At 44.8% G+C, this 21,229-nt stretch carries 18 protein-coding genes; 13 read left to right on the top strand and 5 right to left on the bottom strand.

The features are described from left to right. The first annotated feature begins 183 nt into the window (after positions 1 to 183). The 10 genes from MSG34_RS05430 to MSG34_RS05385 all read left to right on the top strand — a co-directional run bounded on the left by MSG34_RS05430 (position 184) and on the right by MSG34_RS05385 (position 12,606). Positions 184 to 903, top strand: a complete 720-nt coding sequence (locus MSG34_RS05430; RefSeq protein WP_248337229.1) for a GntR family transcriptional regulator — start codon at positions 184 to 186, stop codon at positions 901 to 903. A 96-nt stretch (positions 904 to 999) separates the two neighbouring features. Continuing rightward, a complete protein-coding gene (gene prpB / locus MSG34_RS05425; protein WP_017100223.1) occupies positions 1,000 to 1,896 on the top strand; it encodes a methylisocitrate lyase in 897 nt (298 codons plus the stop codon). A gap of 146 nt (positions 1,897 to 2,042) precedes the next feature. Beyond that, positions 2,043 to 3,245 (top strand): 2-methylcitrate synthase, encoded by a 1,203-nt coding sequence (gene prpC, locus MSG34_RS05420; protein ID WP_248336547.1) that lies wholly within the window; start codon positions 2,043 to 2,045, stop codon positions 3,243 to 3,245. 101 nt (positions 3,246 to 3,346) lie between these two features. Beyond that, a complete protein-coding gene (gene acnD, locus MSG34_RS05415) occupies positions 3,347 to 5,983 on the top strand; it encodes a Fe/S-dependent 2-methylisocitrate dehydratase AcnD (RefSeq protein WP_248336545.1) in 2,637 nt (878 codons plus the stop codon). Positions 5,984 to 5,992: 9 nt separating this feature from the next. After that, entirely contained in the window at positions 5,993 to 7,165 is a 1,173-nt protein-coding gene (gene prpF / locus MSG34_RS05410) for a 2-methylaconitate cis-trans isomerase PrpF (protein WP_248336543.1), read from the top strand. A 118-nt stretch (positions 7,166 to 7,283) separates the two neighbouring features. Next, a complete protein-coding gene (locus MSG34_RS05405; RefSeq protein ID WP_248336542.1) occupies positions 7,284 to 9,188 on the top strand; it encodes a propionyl-CoA synthetase in 1,905 nt (634 codons plus the stop codon). A 147-nt stretch (positions 9,189 to 9,335) separates the two neighbouring features. Continuing rightward, entirely contained in the window at positions 9,336 to 9,782 is a 447-nt protein-coding gene (locus tag MSG34_RS05400) for a hypothetical protein (protein ID WP_248336540.1), read from the top strand. A 237-nt stretch (positions 9,783 to 10,019) separates the two neighbouring features. After that, the gene (locus MSG34_RS05395) at positions 10,020 to 10,421 is read left to right on the top strand and encodes a glycine zipper domain-containing protein (RefSeq protein ID WP_248336538.1); all 402 of its coding nucleotides are present in this window, start codon (positions 10,020 to 10,022) and stop codon (positions 10,419 to 10,421) included. Between the two features lie 207 nt (positions 10,422 to 10,628). Then, complete coding sequence (locus MSG34_RS05390; protein WP_009846623.1) at positions 10,629 to 11,108, top strand: GNAT family N-acetyltransferase; 480 nt, start codon at positions 10,629 to 10,631, stop codon at positions 11,106 to 11,108. Positions 11,109 to 11,193: 85 nt separating this feature from the next. After that, complete coding sequence (locus MSG34_RS05385) at positions 11,194 to 12,606, top strand: phosphatase PAP2 family protein (RefSeq protein ID WP_248336536.1); 1,413 nt, start codon at positions 11,194 to 11,196, stop codon at positions 12,604 to 12,606. Between the two features lie 100 nt (positions 12,607 to 12,706). Here the strand turns inward: MSG34_RS05385 and MSG34_RS05380 are convergent, their stop codons facing one another. Next, positions 12,707 to 13,516 (bottom strand): Cof-type HAD-IIB family hydrolase, encoded by an 810-nt coding sequence (locus MSG34_RS05380; RefSeq protein ID WP_048615105.1) that lies wholly within the window; start codon positions 13,514 to 13,516, stop codon positions 12,707 to 12,709. Between the two features lie 184 nt (positions 13,517 to 13,700). Between MSG34_RS05380 and queE the strand changes: the two genes are divergently transcribed. Further along, complete coding sequence (queE, locus tag MSG34_RS05375; protein WP_338107884.1) at positions 13,701 to 14,369, top strand: 7-carboxy-7-deazaguanine synthase QueE; 669 nt, start codon at positions 13,701 to 13,703, stop codon at positions 14,367 to 14,369. 58 nt (positions 14,370 to 14,427) lie between these two features. Then, positions 14,428 to 15,123 (top strand): 7-cyano-7-deazaguanine synthase QueC, encoded by a 696-nt coding sequence (gene queC / locus MSG34_RS05370; protein WP_017063822.1) that lies wholly within the window; start codon positions 14,428 to 14,430, stop codon positions 15,121 to 15,123. Here queC and MSG34_RS05365 read toward each other — a convergent pair. The 4 genes from MSG34_RS05365 to MSG34_RS05350 form a co-directional block, all read right to left on the bottom strand. Further along, complete coding sequence (locus tag MSG34_RS05365) at positions 15,083 to 17,110, bottom strand: diguanylate cyclase (protein WP_248336534.1); 2,028 nt, start codon at positions 17,108 to 17,110, stop codon at positions 15,083 to 15,085. The genes queC and MSG34_RS05365 overlap by 41 nt on opposite strands. Positions 17,111 to 17,272: 162 nt before the next feature. Further along, a complete protein-coding gene (locus MSG34_RS05360) occupies positions 17,273 to 17,623 on the bottom strand; it encodes a DUF2750 domain-containing protein (protein ID WP_017062305.1) in 351 nt (116 codons plus the stop codon). A gap of 135 nt (positions 17,624 to 17,758) precedes the next feature. After that, on the bottom strand, positions 17,759 to 18,376 hold the full coding sequence (locus tag MSG34_RS05355) for an OmpA family protein (RefSeq protein WP_059020346.1): 618 nt from the start codon (positions 18,374 to 18,376) through the stop codon (positions 17,759 to 17,761). Further along, complete coding sequence (locus MSG34_RS05350) at positions 18,376 to 19,683, bottom strand: TolC family outer membrane protein (protein WP_050648222.1); 1,308 nt, start codon at positions 19,681 to 19,683, stop codon at positions 18,376 to 18,378. Before MSG34_RS05350 ends, MSG34_RS05355 begins: the two co-directional genes overlap by 1 nt. Before the next feature lie 402 nt (positions 19,684 to 20,085). On the opposite strand from MSG34_RS05350, the gene MSG34_RS05345 reads away from it, so the two are divergent. Continuing rightward, the coding region (locus MSG34_RS05345) for an Ig-like domain-containing protein (RefSeq protein WP_248336532.1) at positions 20,086 to 21,229 on the top strand (1,144 nt) is incomplete at its 3' end.

The raw sequence follows: 21,229 nt of genomic DNA, 5'->3' as shown, positions 1-21,229 counted from the left end.
TAACAATTGGTTAAGTTGTTTTGGTGCCTTTTGGTTGAATTTTTATCGTCTATAAAAAATACTACCTTAGTCTAAATTGTCGACAATTGGCTTGATTGTCGACAATTTAATCGTGTATTTTATGTTCATGTTATGAAATTGTTGACAATTAAGGTTCAGCAATCAGAAGTGAGCAGCGTGAATATGAATACTGCGATAAAAGATCTCAGCTTAAGTGCAAACACGAAGACACGTGTGAGCGATAAAGAGAACACTAAATCAGAAAACCTCACTGAGTATCTCGTTGAGGCGATTGTTAACGGTGAATTACCACCGGGCAGTAAGATCTCGGAACCTGAACTGGCTAAACGCTTTGAGGTAAGCCGAGGTCCACTACGTGAAGCGATAATGCGTGTTGAAGGGCTTGGCTTGATTGAACGCATTCCTCATGTAGGGGCTCGAGTTATTACCTTTTCGGCAGACAAACTACTCGAGTTGTACGCGGTGAGAGAGGCATTGGAAGGCATGGCGGCTCGCTTAGCAGCGCGATATATCACACAAGAAGAGCTTGTCGGGCTTGAAGGATTATTGTCGACACACTCAAAACACATCGATGAAGTCGAAGGTTCTTCTTACTTTCATCAACATGGGGATTTTGATTTCCATTACCGCATTATTAAAGCGAGTCGTAACAGCAAACTCATTTCGTTGTTGTGTGACGAGCTTTATCACCTATTACGCATGTATCGCTACCAATCGCCAAGAGCACAGTCTCGTCCAAAAGAGGCGCTTGATGAACATAAATACATCCTACAAGCGATTCGTAATCGCGATGAAGAGCTGGCAGAAATGCTAATGCGACGACACATCTCGGGTAGTCGATTGCTTATAGAACAACAAATTCAATCCAAAGATCTTGAATAACTGGCGACTGGTATTTGCTAGCGGTTCTTCGCTGGCGAGAGCTAAACATCAGTAGTCATAAAGATTAGAAATTAACAATTAACAGGGAGCGTCATTATGAAGTTATCAGCAGGAGCTAAGTTCCGACAAGCTGTGCAAGACAACGACCCATTACAGATTGTCGGTACGGTGAATCCGTATTGCGCGATGATGGCAAAGAACTTGGGGCATCAGGCGATCTATTTGTCTGGTGGAGGCATCGCCAATGCGTCTTATGGTTTGCCAGATTTAGGCATCACCACATTGAACGATGTGTTGGTCGATGTTGAACGTATTACTAACGCATGTGATCTGCCATTGCTGGTGGATATCGATACGGGATTTGGTGGCGCATTCAATATTGCACGTACCATTCGAGCTATGGAAAAAGCGGGTGCAGCTGCGATACACATGGAAGACCAAGTCGCGCAAAAACGCTGTGGTCATCGACCAAATAAAGCGATTGTGAGCCAACAAGAGATGGTCGATAGAGTCAAAGCGGCAACCGATGCTAGAACCGATGAGAGCTTTGTGATTATGGCGCGTACCGATGCATTGGCAGTTGAAGGCATTGATAGCGCGATTGAGCGAGCGATAGCTTGTGTTGAAGCGGGCGCAGACATGATCTTCCCTGAGGCGATGAATCAGCTAGACCAATACGTGAAGTTCTCGGCGGCGCTTAAATCTGCAACGGGTAAGCATGTGCCTATCCTCGCGAACATCACTGAGTTTGGCCAAACACCACTCTACAACTGTAATGAGTTAGCCCAATCAAGTGTCGACATGGTGCTTTACCCATTGAGTGCATTCCGCGCGATGAATAAAGCGGCGGAGAATGTTTACAAGCACTTGTTAGTTGAAGGCAATCAAGAAGCTCTATTGGATTCAATGCAAACCCGTAAAGAGCTTTACGAACACCTGAATTACCACGACTACGAGAACAAGCTTGATCAGTTGTTTTCAAGCGAAGAGTAAACCGGTTTCAATTAATCAAAAATCAACTTAATCCAATAACGTGAAATGGTTAGTCGCCATATCCAGTACCGATGATAAAGATCATCGGACACATAAACAGGCAGCACCAAAGAGTGCAGGCGACTAACACAGCAAAGGAGTTCACCATGTCTGTATCTTTGAGTGATAAAGCAGCTGTCGAAAAGGCTTCAACAGAAAACCAACAACAAAGCGAAAAAACAACCAGCACACCTGCAATCGGTGGTGCTGGTCTACGTGGCCAGAGTGCGGGAACCACGGCGCTATGTACCGTAGGTAAATCAGGAACCGGGTTAACCTACCGTGGTTATGATATTACCGATCTTGCTAATCATGCTCAGTTCGAAGAAGTGGCGCATCTGCTACTAAGAGGTCACTTACCCACTGAAAAAGAGCTCGATGATTACAAAACATTGTTGGTTGGTCTGCGCGGCTTACCTCAACCATTGAAAGCGGCCTTAGAACTGATCCCCGCAGACGCTCATCCAATGGATGTAATGAGAACAGGTTGTTCAATGTTAGGTAATCTAGAGCAAGAGTCCGGTTTCTCCGAGCAACTGCCTGCGACCGAACGAATGCTCGCACTTTTCCCTGCCATTATTTGTTATTGGTACCGCTTTAGTCATGATGGCGTGCGCATTGACACTGAAGATCAAAGTGAAGCGTGTCTGGGTGGCTACTTCTTGAAAATGCTAACGGATAAAGCACCGAGTGAACTTCACAAGAAGGTAATGCACTGCTCGCTAACTCTGTATGCGGAACATGAGTTTAATGCTTCGACTTTTGCCGCTCGTGTGTGTGCATCAACGCTGTCGGATATCCACTCTTGTGTCACAGCAGCGATTGGCACACTGCGAGGCCCTTTACATGGCGGTGCGAATGAAGCGGCGATGGAAATGATCCAAGATTGGCAAACCGCTGATGAAGCAGAAACTAACATCATGCAGATGCTTGCTAACAAAGACAAAATCATGGGCTTCGGTCATGCCATTTATCGTGAAAGCGACCCGCGAAATGCTCTAATAAAGCGTTGGTCAAAAGAGTTAGCTCAAGAGGCGGGAGATAAGCAGCTTTACGCCGTTTCTGAGCGTGTTGAAGCGGTAATGAAGCGCGAGAAAGGGTTGTTTTGTAATGCGGACTTTTTCCATGCATCGGCTTACCACTTCATGGACATCCCAACCAAATTGTTTACTCCTATCTTCGTGATGAGCCGCCTTACGGGTTGGACGGCACACGTATTCGAGCAAAGAGAAAACAATCGAATTATTCGTCCAAGTGCAGACTACACCGGGCCAGAGCATCAAGACTGGCTACCAATCCATTTACGTTAGTCCTCTATATCGAGCCGACTTATATCTCGAGGCGACTTTTCTCTTTATGTGATAAGGCCTCGAGAGCCAACGAATAGCATTTAACAGATAATGGTGGATGTATGTCTGATGTAAAACTTGAAAGAAACCAAGATCTTGATGAAAACAAGTATCGAAAGGTTCTACCGGGAACGGGCTTAGAATATTTCGACGCTTGCGAAGCGGTAGAAGCGATATCTCCGGGCAGTTATAAAACCTTGCCCTATACGTCGAGAGTATTGGCAGAGCAATTAGTAAGACGCTGTGATCCTGAAACCCTTGAAGACAGCTTAAAACAGATCATTGAACGCAAGAGCGACTTAGATTTTCCTTGGTATCCTGCGCGCGTAGTGTGTCATGACATTCTTGGTCAAACAGCCTTGGTTGATTTGGCTGGGTTAAGAGACGCGATTGCCGACCAAGGCGGAGACCCTGCCAAGGTGAATCCAGTAGTCGAAACTCAATTGATTGTTGATCACTCGTTAGCCGTGGAACACGCAGGCTTTGATAGTGAAGCGTTTGATAAAAACCGAGCGATTGAAGAGCGCAGAAACGAAGACCGTTTTCACTTTATAGAATGGTGTAAAACCGCGTTTAAAAATGTGAGTGTAATTCCTGCGGGTAACGGGATCATGCACCAGATCAACTTGGAGAAGATGTCTCCGGTTATTCAATCTAAAGAAGGTATCGCTTTCCCTGATACCTGTGTTGGTACCGATAGCCATACACCGCACGTTGATGCTCTGGGCGTTATTGCGATTGGTGTGGGCGGCTTGGAAGCTGAAACTGTGATGCTCGGTCGTCCGTCAATGATGCGTTTGCCTGATATTGTAGGCGTTAAACTGACGGGTCAACGACAAGAAGGGATAACCGCAACGGATATTGTGCTTGCGATTACTGAGTTTCTTCGTAATCAGAGAGTGGTCTCGAGTTACTTGGAATTCTTTGGTGAAGGGGCTCGTGCACTGACAATTGGTGACCGCGCAACCATCTCCAACATGACGCCAGAGTATGGTGCGACGGCAGGCATGTTCTACATCGATGAACAGACCATTCAATACTTGAAGCTTACGGGCCGTGAGCCTGAGCAGGTTGAATTAGTCGAACGCTACGCCAAGCAAACCGGGTTATGGGCTGACGATCTAGACTTCGCTCAATATGAGCGTGTATTAGAGTTTGATTTATCGAAGGTTGAGCGCAATCTTGCAGGGCCGTCTAACCCACATCGTCGTTTGCCAACCAGAGAGCTGGCTGAACAAGGTATTAGTCAAACATCTTGGAAAGAGCAGCATGCTAAGCAGTACAGCGACGAGCAGATGCCTGATGGCGCGGTGATCATCGCAGCAATTACCTCTTGTACCAACACCAGTAATCCAAGAAACATAGTCGCCGCCGCACTGGTAGCTAAGAAAGCCAATCAGCTTGGATTAGTTCGTAAGCCGTGGGTGAAAACGTCATTTGCGCCGGGTTCTAAAGTTGCCAAGCTCTATCTCGAGTCGGCAGGTTTGCTTCCCGAGCTGGAACAATTAGGCTTCGGTATCGTCGGCTATGCGTGCACTACCTGTAACGGAATGAGTGGGGCGTTGGATCTTAAAATTCAACAAGAGATCATCGACCGCGACCTGTATTCAACCGCTGTGTTGTCAGGGAATCGAAACTTCGATGGTCGAATCCATCCTTATGCAAAACAAGCGTTTTTAGCCTCACCGCCATTGGTGGTTGCTTATGCCTTGGCTGGCACGATTCGCTTTGATATCGAGAAAGACAGCTTAGGCACTGACAGCAACGGTAAGCCAATCTACTTAAGTGATTTATGGCCTAGTGATGCGGAGATCGATGCTGTTGTCGGTGAGCATGTTAAACCTCAGCAATTTCAACAAATCTACGTAAAAATGTTCCAGCCAGATGATGATCAGGTAACGACTGAACCGCTTTATGACTGGCGACCTCAAAGTACTTATATTCGCAGGCCACCTTATTGGGAAGGAGCTCTTGCGGGAGAGCGAAGCCTATCTGGTATGAGGCCTCTGGCTATTTTGGGTGACAACATCACTACGGACCACTTGTCCCCTTCAAATGCGATCCTCGCTTCGAGTGCGGCGGGGGAATACCTCACTAAAATGGGAGTGCCGGAAGAGGATTTTAACTCTTACGCGACCCATCGAGGTGATCACTTAACCGCGCAACGAGCAACATTCGCCAACCCTAAGCTGTTTAACGAAATGGTGAAGGACGCTGGAGAAGTCGTCCAAGGTTCATTAGCAAGAGTTGAACCCGAGGGTCAAGTTACGCGAATGTGGGAAGCGATAGAAACTTACATGAACCGCAAACAACCCTTGATTGTTGTTGCTGGTGCCGATTATGGACAAGGTTCATCACGCGACTGGGCGGCCAAAGGGGTGCGCTTAGCGGGTGTTGAAGTGATTGTGGCTGAAGGATTTGAAAGAATTCACAGAACCAACTTGGTTGGCATGGGCGTGCTGCCTTTGCAATTCAAAGCGGGAACCAATCGGAACACCTTAGAGTTGGATGGCACCGAGCTTTACGACGTGTACGGCGACATTGAAGCAGGTTCTGATTTGGCTCTAGTCATCACACGTAAAAACGGTGAAAAGCTGGATGTGCCAGTAACCTGTCGACTAGACACTGCAGACGAAGTGAATGTGTACAGCGCTGGTGGCGTGTTGCAACGTTTCGCCAAAGACTTTCTCGCCCAGTAGGAGCTTGTGATGAACACTAAACAGATAAAAGTACCGGCTACCTACATGCGGGGCGGAACAAGCAAAGGCGTTTTCTTCAACTTAAGTGACTTACCTGAAGCAGCGCAATTTGCCGGAGAAGCTCGAGACGCATTACTTCTGCGCGTGATTGGTAGTCCAGATCCTTATGGCAAACAAACCGACGGCATGGGTGGCGCAACATCCAGTACCAGTAAAACCGTTATTGTTTCGGAAAGCAGTAAAGCCGATCACGATGTTGATTACCTCTTTGGTCAAGTGGCAATAGATAAGCCGTTCGTTGATTGGAGCGGTAACTGCGGCAACCTGTCTGCTGCAGTGGGCCCATTTGCTATTCATAGTGGCCTAGTCGATTCAAACCGTATTCCAGAAAACGGAGTGGTCGAGGTCCGAGTATGGCAAGTAAATATAGAGAAAACCATCATTGTTCACGTGCCTATCGCTGATGGAGAAGTCCAAGAGTTGGGTGACTTTGAGCTCGATGGTGTGACTTTCCCCGCCGCGGAGATCCAAGTCGATTTCCTAGATCCAGCCGATGCTAGTGGCTCTATGTTCCCAACAGGGAATGTTGTCGATTTTTTAGATGTTCCAGACCTGGGTTGCATCAAAGCGACATACATCAATGCAGGAATACCGACCATTTTTGTTGATGCTGAATCGGTTGGTTATCAAGGTACAGAGCTTCAATCGGATATTAACAGTGATTCAAAAGCCTTGGCTCTGTTTGAATCCATCCGAGCACATGGTGCGGTTGCGATGGGACTTATTGATTCCCTAGAACAAGCTGAATCACGCCAACACACTCCTAAAGTCGCGTTTGTTGCTAAGCCTCAAGCGTACCAAGCTTCCAGTGGAAAATCGGTTGCTGCCGAAGATACAGACCTTCTGGTACGCGCTTTGTCTATGGGGCAACTTCATCACGCTATGATGGGTACGGCTGCGGTTGCTATTGCTTCAGCTGCAAGTGTACCAGGCACCTTAGTGAACTTGGCAGCCGGTGAGGGAAGTCGTGATTTTGTGACCTTTGGTCATCCATCTGGAACCTTAAAAGTGGGTGCTAAAGCTATTCAAACGGAAAGCGGTTGGAAAATTGAAAGGGCGATAATGAGTCGTAGTGCCCGAGTGATCATGGAAGGTGCCATTCGTGTGCCTTTTCCCAAGTAAAGCGATTGTCGTGAACGGTTAAATGTTCACGAACACAACGCTGAGAAAAGAGTGCTATCAAGTGCTACTGCTAAAAGCTAGTCGCTTGGACTAATGGATAAATCATGGAGGAGGCACTATGTCTGCTACGAATCGAATGAACAGAAAAACCGATCACATCACCGAGTACCAATGGGCGAGGGAGGACCCAAATTCGTTTTGGGAAACACAATCACAAGCCATTGATTGGTTTGAGTCACCAAAAACGATATTACAAACTGACGATAACGGTATTGAGCGTTGGTTTCCTGATGGGGTGATGAACACCTGCTGGCTGGCGCTGGATTATCATTGTGAAAATGGACGAGGTGACAATACCGCGCTGATTTACGACTCTCCTGTTACAGGAACTCAATCCTCGTACACTTACAACCAGTTACGTGAGCAAGTAGCTAAAGTCGCAGGTATGTTAGCCACGCAAGGCGTTACCAAAGGTGATCGTGTGGTGATCTACATGCCGATGATTCCTGAAGCGGCAATGGCAATGTTGGCCTGTGCGCGACTGGGCGCGGTGCATTCGGTGGTGTTTGGTGGATTCGCCCCTCATGAACTTGCCGTGCGTATCGAAGATGCCGAGCCGAAGGTGTTGATTACTGCATCCTGCGGTGTCGAGATAAATAAAGTCCTGCCATATAAGCCTATGGTCGATCGCGCGATCATGGACAGCCGCTGGAAACCCGAGAAAGTGGTGGTATTTCAAAGAGAGCAGTCTCTAGCCGAATTGAACAACGAACGCGATGTACTTTGGCAACAAGCTGTCGCGGATGCATTGCCTCACGTATGCGTGCCTGTTCTAGCGATTGACCCACTATATATCTTGTACACATCAGGGACGACGGGTAAGCCAAAGGGTGTGGTACGTGACAATGGTGGTCACGCGGTCGCGATGAAATACTCGATGAGCATTATCTACGATATGCCGCAAGATGGTGTGTTTTGGGCAGCTTCTGATGTCGGCTGGGTAGTGGGGCATTCCTACATTGTGTATGCGCCATTGATTCATGGCTGTACGACCATTTTGTTTGAAGGCAAGCCAGTACGAACGCCAGATCCCGGCGCATTCTGGCGTGTGTGTGAAGAGTACAACGTCGATGTATTGTTTTCTGCGCCAACGGCATTTAGAGCAATCAAGAAAGAAGATCCCGAAGGCGAGCTACTTACCAAGTATGACTTATCATCACTCAAGTCGATTTTCATGGCTGGCGAGCGTTTAGACCCGCCAACATTGGATTGGGTTGAATCTCATACCAATAAGCCGGTTATCGATCATTGGTGGCAAACAGAAACGGGTTGGGCTATTTCTGCCAATCCAACAGGGCTAGAATCTTTACCAGTCAAAGCGGGCTCTTCCACTAAACCTGTTCCGGGTTACCAAGTGGAGATTCTCAATGAACTCGGTGAAGTCGCTCAGCCTAATCAACAAGGGTTTGTGGCTCTGAAACGCCCGTTGCCACCCGGCTGTCTACCAACAGTTTGGCGTAATCATGATCGATTTGAATCTGGCTATCTGAGCCAATTCCCAGGATATTATGTTTCTGGTGATGGCGGTTATCTCGATGAAGATGGGTATCTATTTATCATGGGTCGTATTGATGATGTGATAAACGTAGCGGGGCATCGTCTGTCGACGGGGGAAATGGAAGAGATCGTGGGAGGTCATCCTGCCATTGCAGAATGTGCGGTAGTCGGGATTCACGATGACTTAAAAGGGCAACTTCCATTGGGTTTAGTTGTGCTGAAAGATGGCGTAAAAGTCGATGGCATTGAGTTGCAAGCGGAGTTGGTTGGCAAGGTTCGTAATGAGATTGGCGCGGTCGCTTGTTTTAAGCAAGCCTTGGTTGTTGAGAGACTACCTAAGACACGCTCAGGTAAGATTTTACGTAGAACGATCCGACAGATCGCAGAAGGTGAACAATATGTGGTGCCTTCGACGATTGATGACCCTACCAGCTTAACGGAAATTGCTGAAAAGCTCGGTAAATAAGTTTTGTTGCTTAGGTAATCTGATCTTCGGCTTGTTGATTTATACATAAGCCAGCGTGATGGTTTACCTAAACTCTACTTTATTCATCCGCTTATCCATTGCGTTTACTATGACCTCATTATGAATTCCACATATTGAGGTCTTTTTATGCGAGCTTACTTTTTGTTGATTGCTTTATTGGTAAGTGGTACTGCTAGTGCCAGTATTTCAAAGGATGAGGCGAGTAGAGCGTTGTTAGAACCTTTGAGTCATCCCAAGGTATTTAAATGTGTGTCCAAGACTGGCGTCGATCTCTATCAAGCGGTTTTTGATATTGGTGTGGGATATGAAGCCGACCCTATTAACTCGAAGATGATCGTTAATTCAAGGAAAGGCCGCTACGAATATCAAATCCTAGGCGCGGTAAGGTCTGAAAGAGCCGGTGAAATTGTCGTGTTAACTCGCCATGTGGGAGACGGTGTCAAAGTTGCCGCGATGATTGATGACGAAAATGGCAAGATACTGGGAATCGGTGATAAAAATCATTATCGAGATTGCGGTGTTAGGCCACCACCTAGCGTAGCAAACATGCAAAACTTTTGGTCTAAAGGCTAAGAGAGATATGTGAAAGACAAAATTATTGAGAAAGCTCGATTGAGGCGACCTTATTGGTCGCCTTTTTTGTTGGTGAGGATAAAGCGAGCTCAAAGCTATATATCATTAATAAGTTATGCGATGGCTGAATAATACATAGCTGAACATGATGTATCGTCTAAACGTGGCTTTATTTATCTCATTAACGGTTCTGCTTAAGATAGCTCTACTCAAAACGAAGAACTAAGCGAGACTCCTATGAAATTCACTAAACCTTTTCTTTTAGCGACACTGATTGTGACTCTTTCTGGTTGCGCATCACCAGCAATGGATAACGAAAATGAGAATGCTGCACGTAATCGTGGTGCTGTAGGTGGTGCTTTACTAGGAGCAACAGCAGGTGCTCTAACTGGAGATGCGAGTTTAGCCGTGAAGGGCGCTGCATTAGGTGGTGTGACCGGTGGTGTTGCGGGTTCAATGAAAGATACGGACGATGCAAGAAATGCACAACGAACCCAAGTTACTGCTGATGGTCTAGCGCAAGACAATCGCACCGATGCAGAAAAGCGTGTTGCTGAAGTTGAGGCTGAAATTAAGCTAATTGAACTAGAACAACAGCTTGCTGAACTCAAAGAAGAGAAAGAAGATAACGGTGCATAAAGCTGAAGCTACAACAACAGCAAAACCCACAGCTTCGATATTCGTTTAATTCAATCATTAAAACAGAATGGCCACGTAATGTGGCCGTTTTTGTATCTAAAATACACACTTCAAACAATGAATTAATTCAATAACTTGTATAGATACTCACGCCAAGTAAACTAGACTCAGTTTAAATATTAATTTGGTTTGAGAAGCGCAATAGTCATGAATGTCACCTTAAGGGCCGCAAAGCATGCGGATTTGGAACAACTTAACGAGTTAATGTTCGATCTCCACCATCATCATCACCTTGCTAGCCCAGAGCACTTTAAAACGGCAGAAGAGATTGAGCAGGAAAAAAGCATTGCACGATACTTGGATGATCCTGAATGTTTGGTTTATGTGGCATTAAAAGGTGAGCTCATTGTTGGCTTTATCTCTGGGCATTTTTGTGAGCTTATCTCAACGGTGAGCAAACCAGTGCCGATGGGAAGTGTCGATGAACTGTTTGTCTTGCCTGATTATCGAAAAGAATCGATTGCTGAAAAGTTGTTTAACAAAGTTGAAAGTACTTTTGATGATTATGGGGTTGAACAAGTCTTTGTAGAAGTTTGGGACTTTAACTCACCTGCCAAGGACTTCTATCAAAAAATGGGGTTCACACCTCACATTCAATGGATGAGGAAGGCTTTGCACAAAACGTAGACAGCGATTTTGTGTGGCTTTGATTACAATAGTTCAACTGCAACAGCAGTCTTAAATTTCTTCTATTATTTTTTAGGTAAACTCGTTGGTTATTCGATATTTATTAGTTTTCATACTGTCTCTTTTGAGTACTACTTCCGCTTGGGCAAACAACACTTTGCCCTATCATATCGCGGGCGCCTTGTGTGTAGTACGTGCTGATAACCAAATCGTGTTGGTTGATGAGTTGATCACAGGTCAATTGTCTCTACCGGGAGGCACTGTTGTTTCAGGTGAGCCGCCAGCAGTCGCGGCGCAACGTGAAACGTGGGAAGAGGCGGGTTTGTCGGTAACGGTCGGTGATGTACTGGGTTATACCGACAGTGCCGTCGTGTTTGATTGTATTTCTGACTCTGAAGTGATCAGCTACAAGGCTCGAAATGAGTTAGGTGGCTTTGAGCTGCCGATCTGGTTTGCTCCTCATTATGGCGTGGAAGTCAGCCGAGCGATGTTACTTCCTCCTACTGAATTGCAAGATCACCAATACCGCTATCCAGAACAGTGGTCTGAGATTAACGAGCTGTTTTTATCCGCAACAGATCAACCGGTAACGTATGTGACTGAGCTGGTGGGCGCAGCACCCAAAGTCCATCAAGTTGAATTAAATTGGATTGTGTCGCTTCAAAACGCGTTCGATAAGATGCCAAGCGTGTTTGCGAATACTGTGCTTTTGACTGACTTGTTGGCGAAGCCATGGGTTTTCACTGTGATATTGCCGCTAATTGCTTGGTACTTTGGCCGTAACTTCGCGTTGAAGTTTGGCTTCACTTTGATCTCGGTGACATTGCTTACTTTAATCGCGCACCAAGGTTTTGGTTTTCCACGTCCACACGCTTACTTGCCAACATTGAAACTGGTGATGAGCAGTGGGTATAGTTTTCCAAGTCTGTTGGCTGCCTTATGGGTCAGTTTAACCTTGTTAGTTTTTTGGAAACTAAAGCGCCTCTTGGAGCAAAAAGCTATTCTGATAGTGCTCGCTGGCCTGCTGTGGATCATGCTATTTAAGTCTTATTCAGGCAGTGCGTTTTTTAGCGATGTATTAATGGGTGGCGTATTAGGCGCTTTAACGACGTGGCATATCGTGAGATTAGATGCAAAACCGGATGTTGATATTAGTGCTTTATTGAGTTCTAAAGGTGTTTGGTGGGCATTGAGCTTACTGTCGATAGTTCTCACGGTGATATGGCCACTGCCAACATTCTCATTCTGGGTGGCGATTTTGATGACGATTGCATGCCTAGTGACGTTAACAGACTCGAAACCTTTGGTCGGTCAGTTCTCATTCAAGATCGTTCTTGGAGTGATGGCGATGCTGTTAGCGGGAAATCTGCTGATTAGCTGGGTTGGAAGCTTTGTCTCTTTCAGTGGTATTGCTTCATTTATTATTGAAACGTTACGTTTCCCAATATTGATTCTGTTTGGTGTGGTGGCATTTCGTCTGCCATGGAAAAGAGAGTAATCGACTCGACTAACACAAAATCAAAAAGGCTGTGCAGTGCACAGCCTTTGTCATTTCTGCAACAAGCAAAAAGTAATTCTCATTAGAACCTGTTGAGCGTTTATGAGTTGAAAATAAACTTCTCAATCGCGACTGCGACACCATGGTCGTCGTTGCTCGCTGTGATGTGATCCGCCAGTTTCTTGGTTTCTTCCATTGCGTTTTCCATTGCAATGCCAAGGCCTGCGTATTCAAGCATATGGTGATCGTTTTCAGCGTCACCCATGCAGATGACTTCTTCCGCTTTAATGCCTAAGTGTTTCGCTATCGCTTCAATACCGACACCCTTGTTTGATTTTGGGTTTAGGAACTCTAAGAAGAATGGCGCACTTTGTACGATAGTAAACTGAGTCTTAAGCTCTTGTGGCAACTTGCCGATGATTTCAGTCAGCTTGCTTGGTTCAGCGACAATCATGGTCTTGATGATTTCGTGGTCATCTTCTAGTTGAGAAAAGTCGAACTCGGTTATATCTAAGCCATTAATACGCGCTTCAATACCAGTGTACTCATTGTTTTCAGGTGTGATTAAGCCGTGGATCTTGCTGAAAGCATGGACATAACCACCAAGCTGTTCAGCGAGGGCAGCAATCTCTTTTGCGGCTTTACCGTTGCTGATCTCACTGTGAATGATCTCTTTTGTCGATACGTTCTGAACCATAGAGCCGTTGTAGAAGAGTACAAAGTCATCTTCGCCGTCAATCGAAAGCTCATCTAATTTGCTTTGCATGCCTTCTAAAGGGCGACCAGAAGCAAGAACCACTTTCACACCTGCAGCTCGTGCTTTGGCGATTGCGTCTTTGTTCTCTTGAGAAATCACTTTTTCACTGTTGAGTAGTGTGCCATCCATATCAAGAGCAATCAGTTTGTACATGTTGTTCCTTACTAAAAAATTAAAAGCTAACGAAATCTATGGGCGAAAGGATAAGGGAACTTGAAAGTTCAGGCTAGGGCTTTGATCAACTCATTTATCAGTACTCATTTGTTTGACCAAAAGGGGGAAGTGCTTTAAGGTCTGCGGTTGATTAATTTCATCAAATGATTGAGCTGAGGGAAAGTTGTACAAGATTAATGAAATGTTTGAAACCATTCAGGGTGAGGGCGTGTTTACTGGCGTTCCCGCTGTTTTTGTTCGTCTGCAAATTTGCCCAGTGGGCTGTTCTTGGTGTGATACCAAGCAGACCTGGGAAGCGTTGCCAGAAGATGAAACCAGCCTTGGCGATATTATGGTTAAGACAGAAGATTCACCTACTTGGTCAGCAATCGATGCTCAAGGAATCGTGAATGAATATATCAAGCAAGGTTACACTGCTAAGCACATTGTGATTACTGGTGGTGAGCCATGCATTTATGATCTTGTTCCTCTTACTGAAGCATTTGAGCAGCACGGTTGTCGCTGTCAGATTGAGACTAGCGGAACATCAGAAGTTAAAGCCACACCGGACACTTGGGTTACGGTGTCACCGAAAGTGGCGATGAAAGCGAAACTGGAAATCTTAGATAGCGCCTTGCAACGTGCTAACGAAATTAAGCATCCAGTAGGTACAAGCAAAGACATCGAACAACTTGACGGTTTATTGGAGCGAGCAGCAGTTCCTAACGACACTGTTATCGCTCTGCAACCAATCAGCCAAAAAGACCGCGCTACTCAGCTTTGTATTGATACCTGCATTGAGCGCAATTGGCGCTTATCAATACAAACTCACAAATATTTGAGCATCGCATAGGTTGTATTTTTACTGGGCAAGATAAGTCGCTAGTAGAAGGTTCTCGTAAGGATTTAAGATGAAAAAAGCAGTGGTAGTATTCAGTGGTGGTCAAGACTCAACAACGTGTCTTGTTCAGGCATTAAAAGAGTATGATGAAGTTCATGCGATTACGTTTGATTATGGTCAACGTCATCGACTAGAGATTGAAGTTGCGGAGTCATTGTCGAAAGAGCTTGGTGTGAAAGCGCATAAAGTGATGGATGTGACTCTGTTGAATGAACTGGCTATCAGCTCTCTGACTCGTGACGATATTCCTGTGTCTCATGAGCTGCAAGAGAATGGGCTGCCGAACTCATTCGTTCCTGGTCGTAATATTCTATTTTTAACTCTAGCGGGTATTTACGCTTACCAAATCGGTGCAGAAACCGTGATTACCGGTGTGTGTGAAACAGACTTTTCTGGTTACCCTGATTGCCGTAATGACTTTGTGAAGGCGATGAACTCTGCACTTGTACAAGGTATGGATAAGCAGCTTGATATCAAAACACCGCTAATGTGGTTAAACAAGGCTGAGACATGGGCGCTAGCAGACCAGTACTCAGCACTTGAGCTTGTTAGAAACAAAACACTGACTTGTTACAACGGCATTGTTGGTGATGGCTGTGGCGATTGCCCAGCATGTGAACTGCGTAAGGTTGGCCTTAACGATTACCTCGGTGATCGCGAAAGCATTATGGCTGAGTTGGTTCGCAAACAGGCTGAGAATAAATAATCTCTGGTAAATCAATCGGTTCGTTATATGCATCAATAATACAGTTTCGACCGTTGCTTTTGGCTTGATAGAGCGCTTGGTCAAGCACTGAATACAAGTCATCAAAGTCACTTAATGCGTTTGAGGTTGCTAGATAAGCAAAACTCGCGGTCACATTAAGTGACTTTTTGCTTTCTGATAAGAAGACAGTGCTTGAAATTGCGTAGCGCAACTCTTCAACGCGTTCTCGTACCTCTGCTGGTTGGGTATCGGTTAACATGATGACAAATTCTTCGCCCCCTAAGCGACCAAACAATTCACCATTCACTAAGTGTTTTCTAATTTGATCACTAATATGGACCAGTGCCCGATCACCAGTCGGGTGCCCATGCTGATCATTAATCTTCTTAAACTTATCTAAATCGAGCAGCACGATCACATGCTGTTTGTCCGTCCCTTTACAGCGTTTCACTCTTTTGATTCTTCGAATTATCTCAGTTCGGCTATATGCTTTCGTTAAGCCATCAATTGCGGCTTTTGCGCGAACCGTTTTGTTTACCAATACCGTAAAGCTTGCAGCACAAAGCAACAGAATAACAACGATGTTGTACATCCATCTTTGATGTTCCATTTTTTCAATTTGAACACGGTCGAGTTTCGCCTGATGTGTCAGGAAAGAGCTTTCTAGTTCTTGTTCATATTTGGCGTGCGTTAGGCCGAGCGCTTCGAGTGCGAGTCGATTATCGATGTCTCTAGCTTCCATTTGTATTGACGAGTATCGCTGGTAGAAATAGAAAGCTTGTTGGTAATCGCCGAGTGATTGATGAATATCAGAAAGCTGAAGAAGTGACTGCGCGATGTATTTATGCCTTGTGACTTGTTCAGCTAATTCTAGCGCTTGTTGAGCATAGTTGAGCGCTTCCGTTGGCAGTTTCTGTTCTTCGAACATATCGCTGATCGCCAAGTAAGCATTGATGCGAATGACATCATTACTCAGTTCGCTCGAAGCTGACAGAGACTCGATTAGGTAGGCTCTCGCCACATCATAGTCTTTCCTTTGAGTGTATGCTTTTCCCAAGCCAAGACTTGTTAGTGCGATACCGTAGCTATGCGACGTTGCGCTCAGCAGTGTTATTGCTGTCTGAAAGTGGTGAATTGCTAGGTCACTTTGCTCTTGGTTAAGGTAGAGATCCGCAAGGCTGTGATGAACTTGTGCTTTCATTAAATCTGAAGCGTTTGCTCTGAGAATGAGAGCTTGCTCTAGATACTCCGCCGATTTTTCATATTGCTTTAATTCTTTGAGCAAGTTACCCACATCGTTGTAAACCCCTGAAATATCATGTCCTTGTGGAAACACATTTATTAGTGATAGGTAGGTATCTAGTGCTGCTTGATAGTCACTGCGGAAATGGTGATTGTTCGCGATGACTCGATAAGTCCCGAATTTTGGTAATACAGGGTCGGCGATGTCATGTAAATCTGACTGAAGCGCAGAGCAGTAATAGTTCGCTTGATGGTATTTAGCTTGCTCGTTAAGCGATCGGCATAACTGGTATTTTAGTAAGGCTTTTCCAGTTAAATCACTGCGAGATTGCATTTTCGCCAAAAGTGTTAGAAAGCCTTGTTGTGCTTGTTCATATTGGCCTTTGCCGTCTTTCATCAGAGCAGAAATAAACGCTGTTTCTATCGCTTGGTAGTCGCTGTCGTTTGAAGCGATTCCGTAAAACGGCTGATCTCGGTGGCTCATGTATTGATACAGAAGAGACGCAAGGTAAAGCTTATCTCCATAAACCGTTGAGCCGATGTAGCGTGTTTGCAGCATGTTTAATGCGCGCTCAGGAGAGTGGTTTAAAGTAGAGAGATAAAGCGCGTTCCAATCAGCATTTGGAGTAGAACTTAGATTGGAGGTATAGACTGGTGAATTGTGGTCACGATCTGATGTTGATACTTGGCTATAAGAACAAAAGCTAATGAATAGTAGAAAGGTAACAAAAACGAAGTGATTCACAAGAGACGATCAATCAGATAAAGAACGATATTCTATTATTAGTTTGATGTTGCTTCAAATTTTGAATGGTGCGGCTACGAGGTTATGCGAGGTAGGTCTCTAATTTATTGATACTAATCAGAGGTATATCGGTCGCACGATTCGCGCGACCGATATCGGAAATTAGATGTATAATTTCGCTAGGTCAGAAGGCTCAAGTTCTTTGCCTTCTAATGTTGCATTCCAGTTAGTACCAACAAGAACGCCGTCTTCAGCAAGAGTCAGTAACCAATCTTCTACAAAGATATCTAGTGGAATTTCTAATACTTCGAAGTCAGCCCACTCTTCAACGTTGTGAGTTTGAGCATCTTCTTTTGAAGACCAGAATGGCATCACTTCGCTGTTTTCGAATTCACTTGAGTCACATGCTAGCCAACCTTCTTCGTTGCGAAGGCCCCATACCAGTTTAGTTTCTTGTGTTTCAGAAACGAAAAGTTCTAGATTTGCTTGAGTATCAGCTGTTAGTTTGCTCATGGATTAATTCTCTATGTTGATAACGTGGCAAGATTAACATTATAGACGGCTTAGGTATATGCTATTCAAGGAATTATCACCATACTGAAACGTTAACTTAAGATAACGTTTCAGTACGGTATAAGCAGGGTACGCCTACTTTTTAATTTTGGTGAAGATGTGCCATTCTTCTTTGATATTACCCTTAAATCCAACAACGGAAGCAACAACTTTTCGATGCAGTGCGTGATTGATTTGAGTGTCATCGCTGCTGAATTCAGAATCACCATGACCGACGATGTTGACTCTAGATGGCTGAATACCGTTGCTGATTAGCGCACGTCTTACATGCGATGCACGTTCCTTCGAAAGCTTTAGGTTGTGTGCCGCGTTGCCTACTTTGCTGGCATAACCTTGCAATTCAATACTGGTACTTTCGTAGCGCTTCAAAAACGCAGCCATTTGGCGTATCTGCCCTAGAAAGACAGGGTTTATTTCCGTTGAATTATTAGCGAAGAGTATATGCAGCTCTTTCTTTTCCGATGACTCGAAATATGATCCACAACCGTCGTTATCGATCTCAGCACCAATTTGTGTATCGGGACATAAATCTCGCGCGTTGATTACACCGTCATTGTCATCATCTTGAAGATCGTAAATTTGAGTAACAGGCGGAAGAGCGCGATATTCGAATTCATCTTCGCTGTTTTCAGCTAAAGCATTGGCAGATACAACCATGAAGCAAAGCGATAATACTGTGTTGGTAAGCTTCATTAATATTCCACCTTTTCATTCCATTCTTCTGGGATCTCAACTCGTAAACCGATGAGTAGGTTACCAGTTGCGTTCATTACGCGATATTTTGCGTATTGCTCGTCATACTTAGCATCTAAATAGCCTTTACGAGCTTCGAATAATTCATTCTCGGTGTTAAGTAAGTCGAGAAGAGTACGTTTACCGATGCGGTATTGTTTCTCATATGAGATTACCGTGTCTGATGCCGAGTCTACGTGGTCAGATAGGAACTCTTTTTGCTGAACCGTTAAATCAAGTGCGCTCCATGAAAGACGCAGACTCTCTTCTACATTGCGATAAGTGCTTTCGCGAAGGTCTTTGGCTTTGTTGAGTTGGTAAGCTGCACTTTCTGCACGGTCTTGATCCGAACCACCGTTGTAAAGGTTGTACCTTAAACGAACCATCGCAGAAAACTCATCGCTGCTGCCTTCTGTACCACCGGCGTCATCACGCCAAGTTTGAGCGGCTTCAAAAGAAACAGTCGGGTAGTTAGTGCTTTTGGATTGCTTGTACTGGAACTTCGCTGAGTCAACATCGGCTTGTGCAATCTTGATTACCGGGTGCTGGTTAAACGCTTTTGCCAACGCACCATCAACGGTATAAGGAATCGCGCCCACATCTGCGCGAGGGAAGGTTAACCCTAACGGAGATTGACCAACAATTCTTTTAAACTGTGTATGTGTATCAAAAAGGTTGTTTTGAGCAGCAAGCAAATTCCCGTGCGCTTTCGCAATACGAGCTTCAACTTGTGACATATCTGCGGTTGAACCAATACCTGATTCCACGCGCTTACGAATATCGTTATATATCTCTTTGTGCGTCGCTAAGTTACTTTCCGAAAGAGAAAGCACTTCATAGGCTTTCACTGCATCAAGATAAACCTTGGTGACTTCTAAAGCGATGTCTTGCGCGTTAGATAGTAGTTGATAGCGCACAGACTCTGCATCAGCGGCAGTACGGTCGATATCATTGGATGTATTAGCACCATCCCATATCAACTGGGTCAAGGTGATCGTTGCTTCTTTTCTAGTCAGATCGGTAGTGTCTTGGTTGGTTGCTAGATCAGTATGTTCATAACCAATCCCACCATCTAAGTCTATACTTGGTCGATAAGCACCACCAGAAGCGTCGTTAAGATAACGCTTACTGATATATTCGTTATAAGCACTTTTGATTTCAGGGTTGCTTTCTAAAGTAAACGCAACGGCTTGCTCTAAGGTTTGTGCTGTTGTCGGCAAACTTAGCGCTATAGCTAACCCTAATGTTGTCGTTTGAATGTAATTCAATTTCCATCTCTCCAAATTGGACTGCATCTAAACCTACGCTTTTTAATGTGCTAGATACGAAATTTAGATGAACCGCCAAAAATATAACGTTCGCTCGAGAAGCTACCGTAAATGGTTGTAAAGTTGTTAACAGCTTACTGTGCGCTTTATGATGATTTTAAGAGCGTCAATTTTACGTTTTTAGCTGTGTTATTTTTCGCAAACACAATAACTTATATTGATAGTGTGAGCACTTTCATTATTGTGTGATGTGATCAGCGTCATTACCTTGGCACTCGGTTTGTTAAATACTAGATTCATAACTAGGAATGATGTGACGTTAAATGTTATATTTTAAAGAATTATATAAATAAGATGTCACAAAATTGACGTGGCAAGCGAAAATTGGTTTTAGGGGTTGATATGGACATTACAGCATTGAATTTGACTGGTGCACTTGCATTGGGTCAGCGCATTGTTATTTCAGTGGATGGCACGGTTAGAGTACTTGAAGACGGAGAGCCTCTTCAGGCTGGAGATGTAACTCTTGAATCTCAAAATACACCTAATGAACCTCAGGTATCAGTTAAGCGTTTTTCACCTGAAGATGGTGAAGTTGAACTAGACCAAGATATCGCAAATATCTTTGCCGCATTAGAAGAAGGCCAAGACCCTACAGAGTTAGGAGATGAGTTCGCTACCGCTGCTGGTCAAAATGGTTCTAGCTTAGCAACTAGTGGGACTGTAGAACGAGACGGTGAAGAAACGACCCCAGGAACCGAATTTATAACAACGGGATTTGAAGCGCTGGGCTTGTCTCGTACTCAAAGCTTAAGCCTGCTAGAGCAATTTCGTTTCGCACAACAAGAGCCGATATTTGTAGACCTTTCTTTTAGTGCGCTTGAAGATGCACTAAGTGCATCTGTCCCAGAAGATACTTTGTTAAGCGGCCAGTTAACTGCGACCGATGCAAATAATGACCTTCTTACCTTCTCAGTTGAATCGGGTCCTTCTAACGGTAGCCTTACCCTAAATGAAGATGGATCTTGGCAATACACTCCAGATGCAAATTATAACGGACCAGATAGCTTCCAAGTTATCGTGACAGATGAAACTGGTCTGACAGACACGCTAACTGTCACAATTGATGTTACGCCAGTGAATGATGCGCCAGTAGCAGAGCCTGAGGACCGCTCCTTATTAGAGGACCAGTTTATTAGCGGTAGTCTAACAGCTACTGATGTTGACCTTCCTGCAGGAGAGTCTCTGGCGTTTAGTACCGACGCTGTCGTAGAAGGTTTAACCTTCAATGCTGACGGTAGCTACGAGTTTGACGCTTCATCATACGAGTACCTTGCTCAAGGTGAAGAGGTTACTTTTGAAGTACCAGTTACAGTAACTGATGACCTAGGTGCAACTGATGAGACTACTCTAATAATCGTTGTCAGAGGCACTAACGACAAGCCTGAGTTGACAGTTAATAGCGGTTCAGTAACTGAGAATGACACGCTTGCAACATTGAGTGTTAGCGGCGAGTTGTCTGTAGAAGATAAAGATGCAACTGATG

This window comes from Vibrio sp. 1CM2L (assembly GCF_023161695.1).
GTDB classification, from domain to species: Bacteria; Pseudomonadota; Gammaproteobacteria; order Enterobacterales; family Vibrionaceae; genus Vibrio; species Vibrio coralliirubri.
The sequence above is the reverse complement of the archived record's forward strand: the minus strand, read 5'-3'. Positions and strand labels throughout refer to the sequence as shown.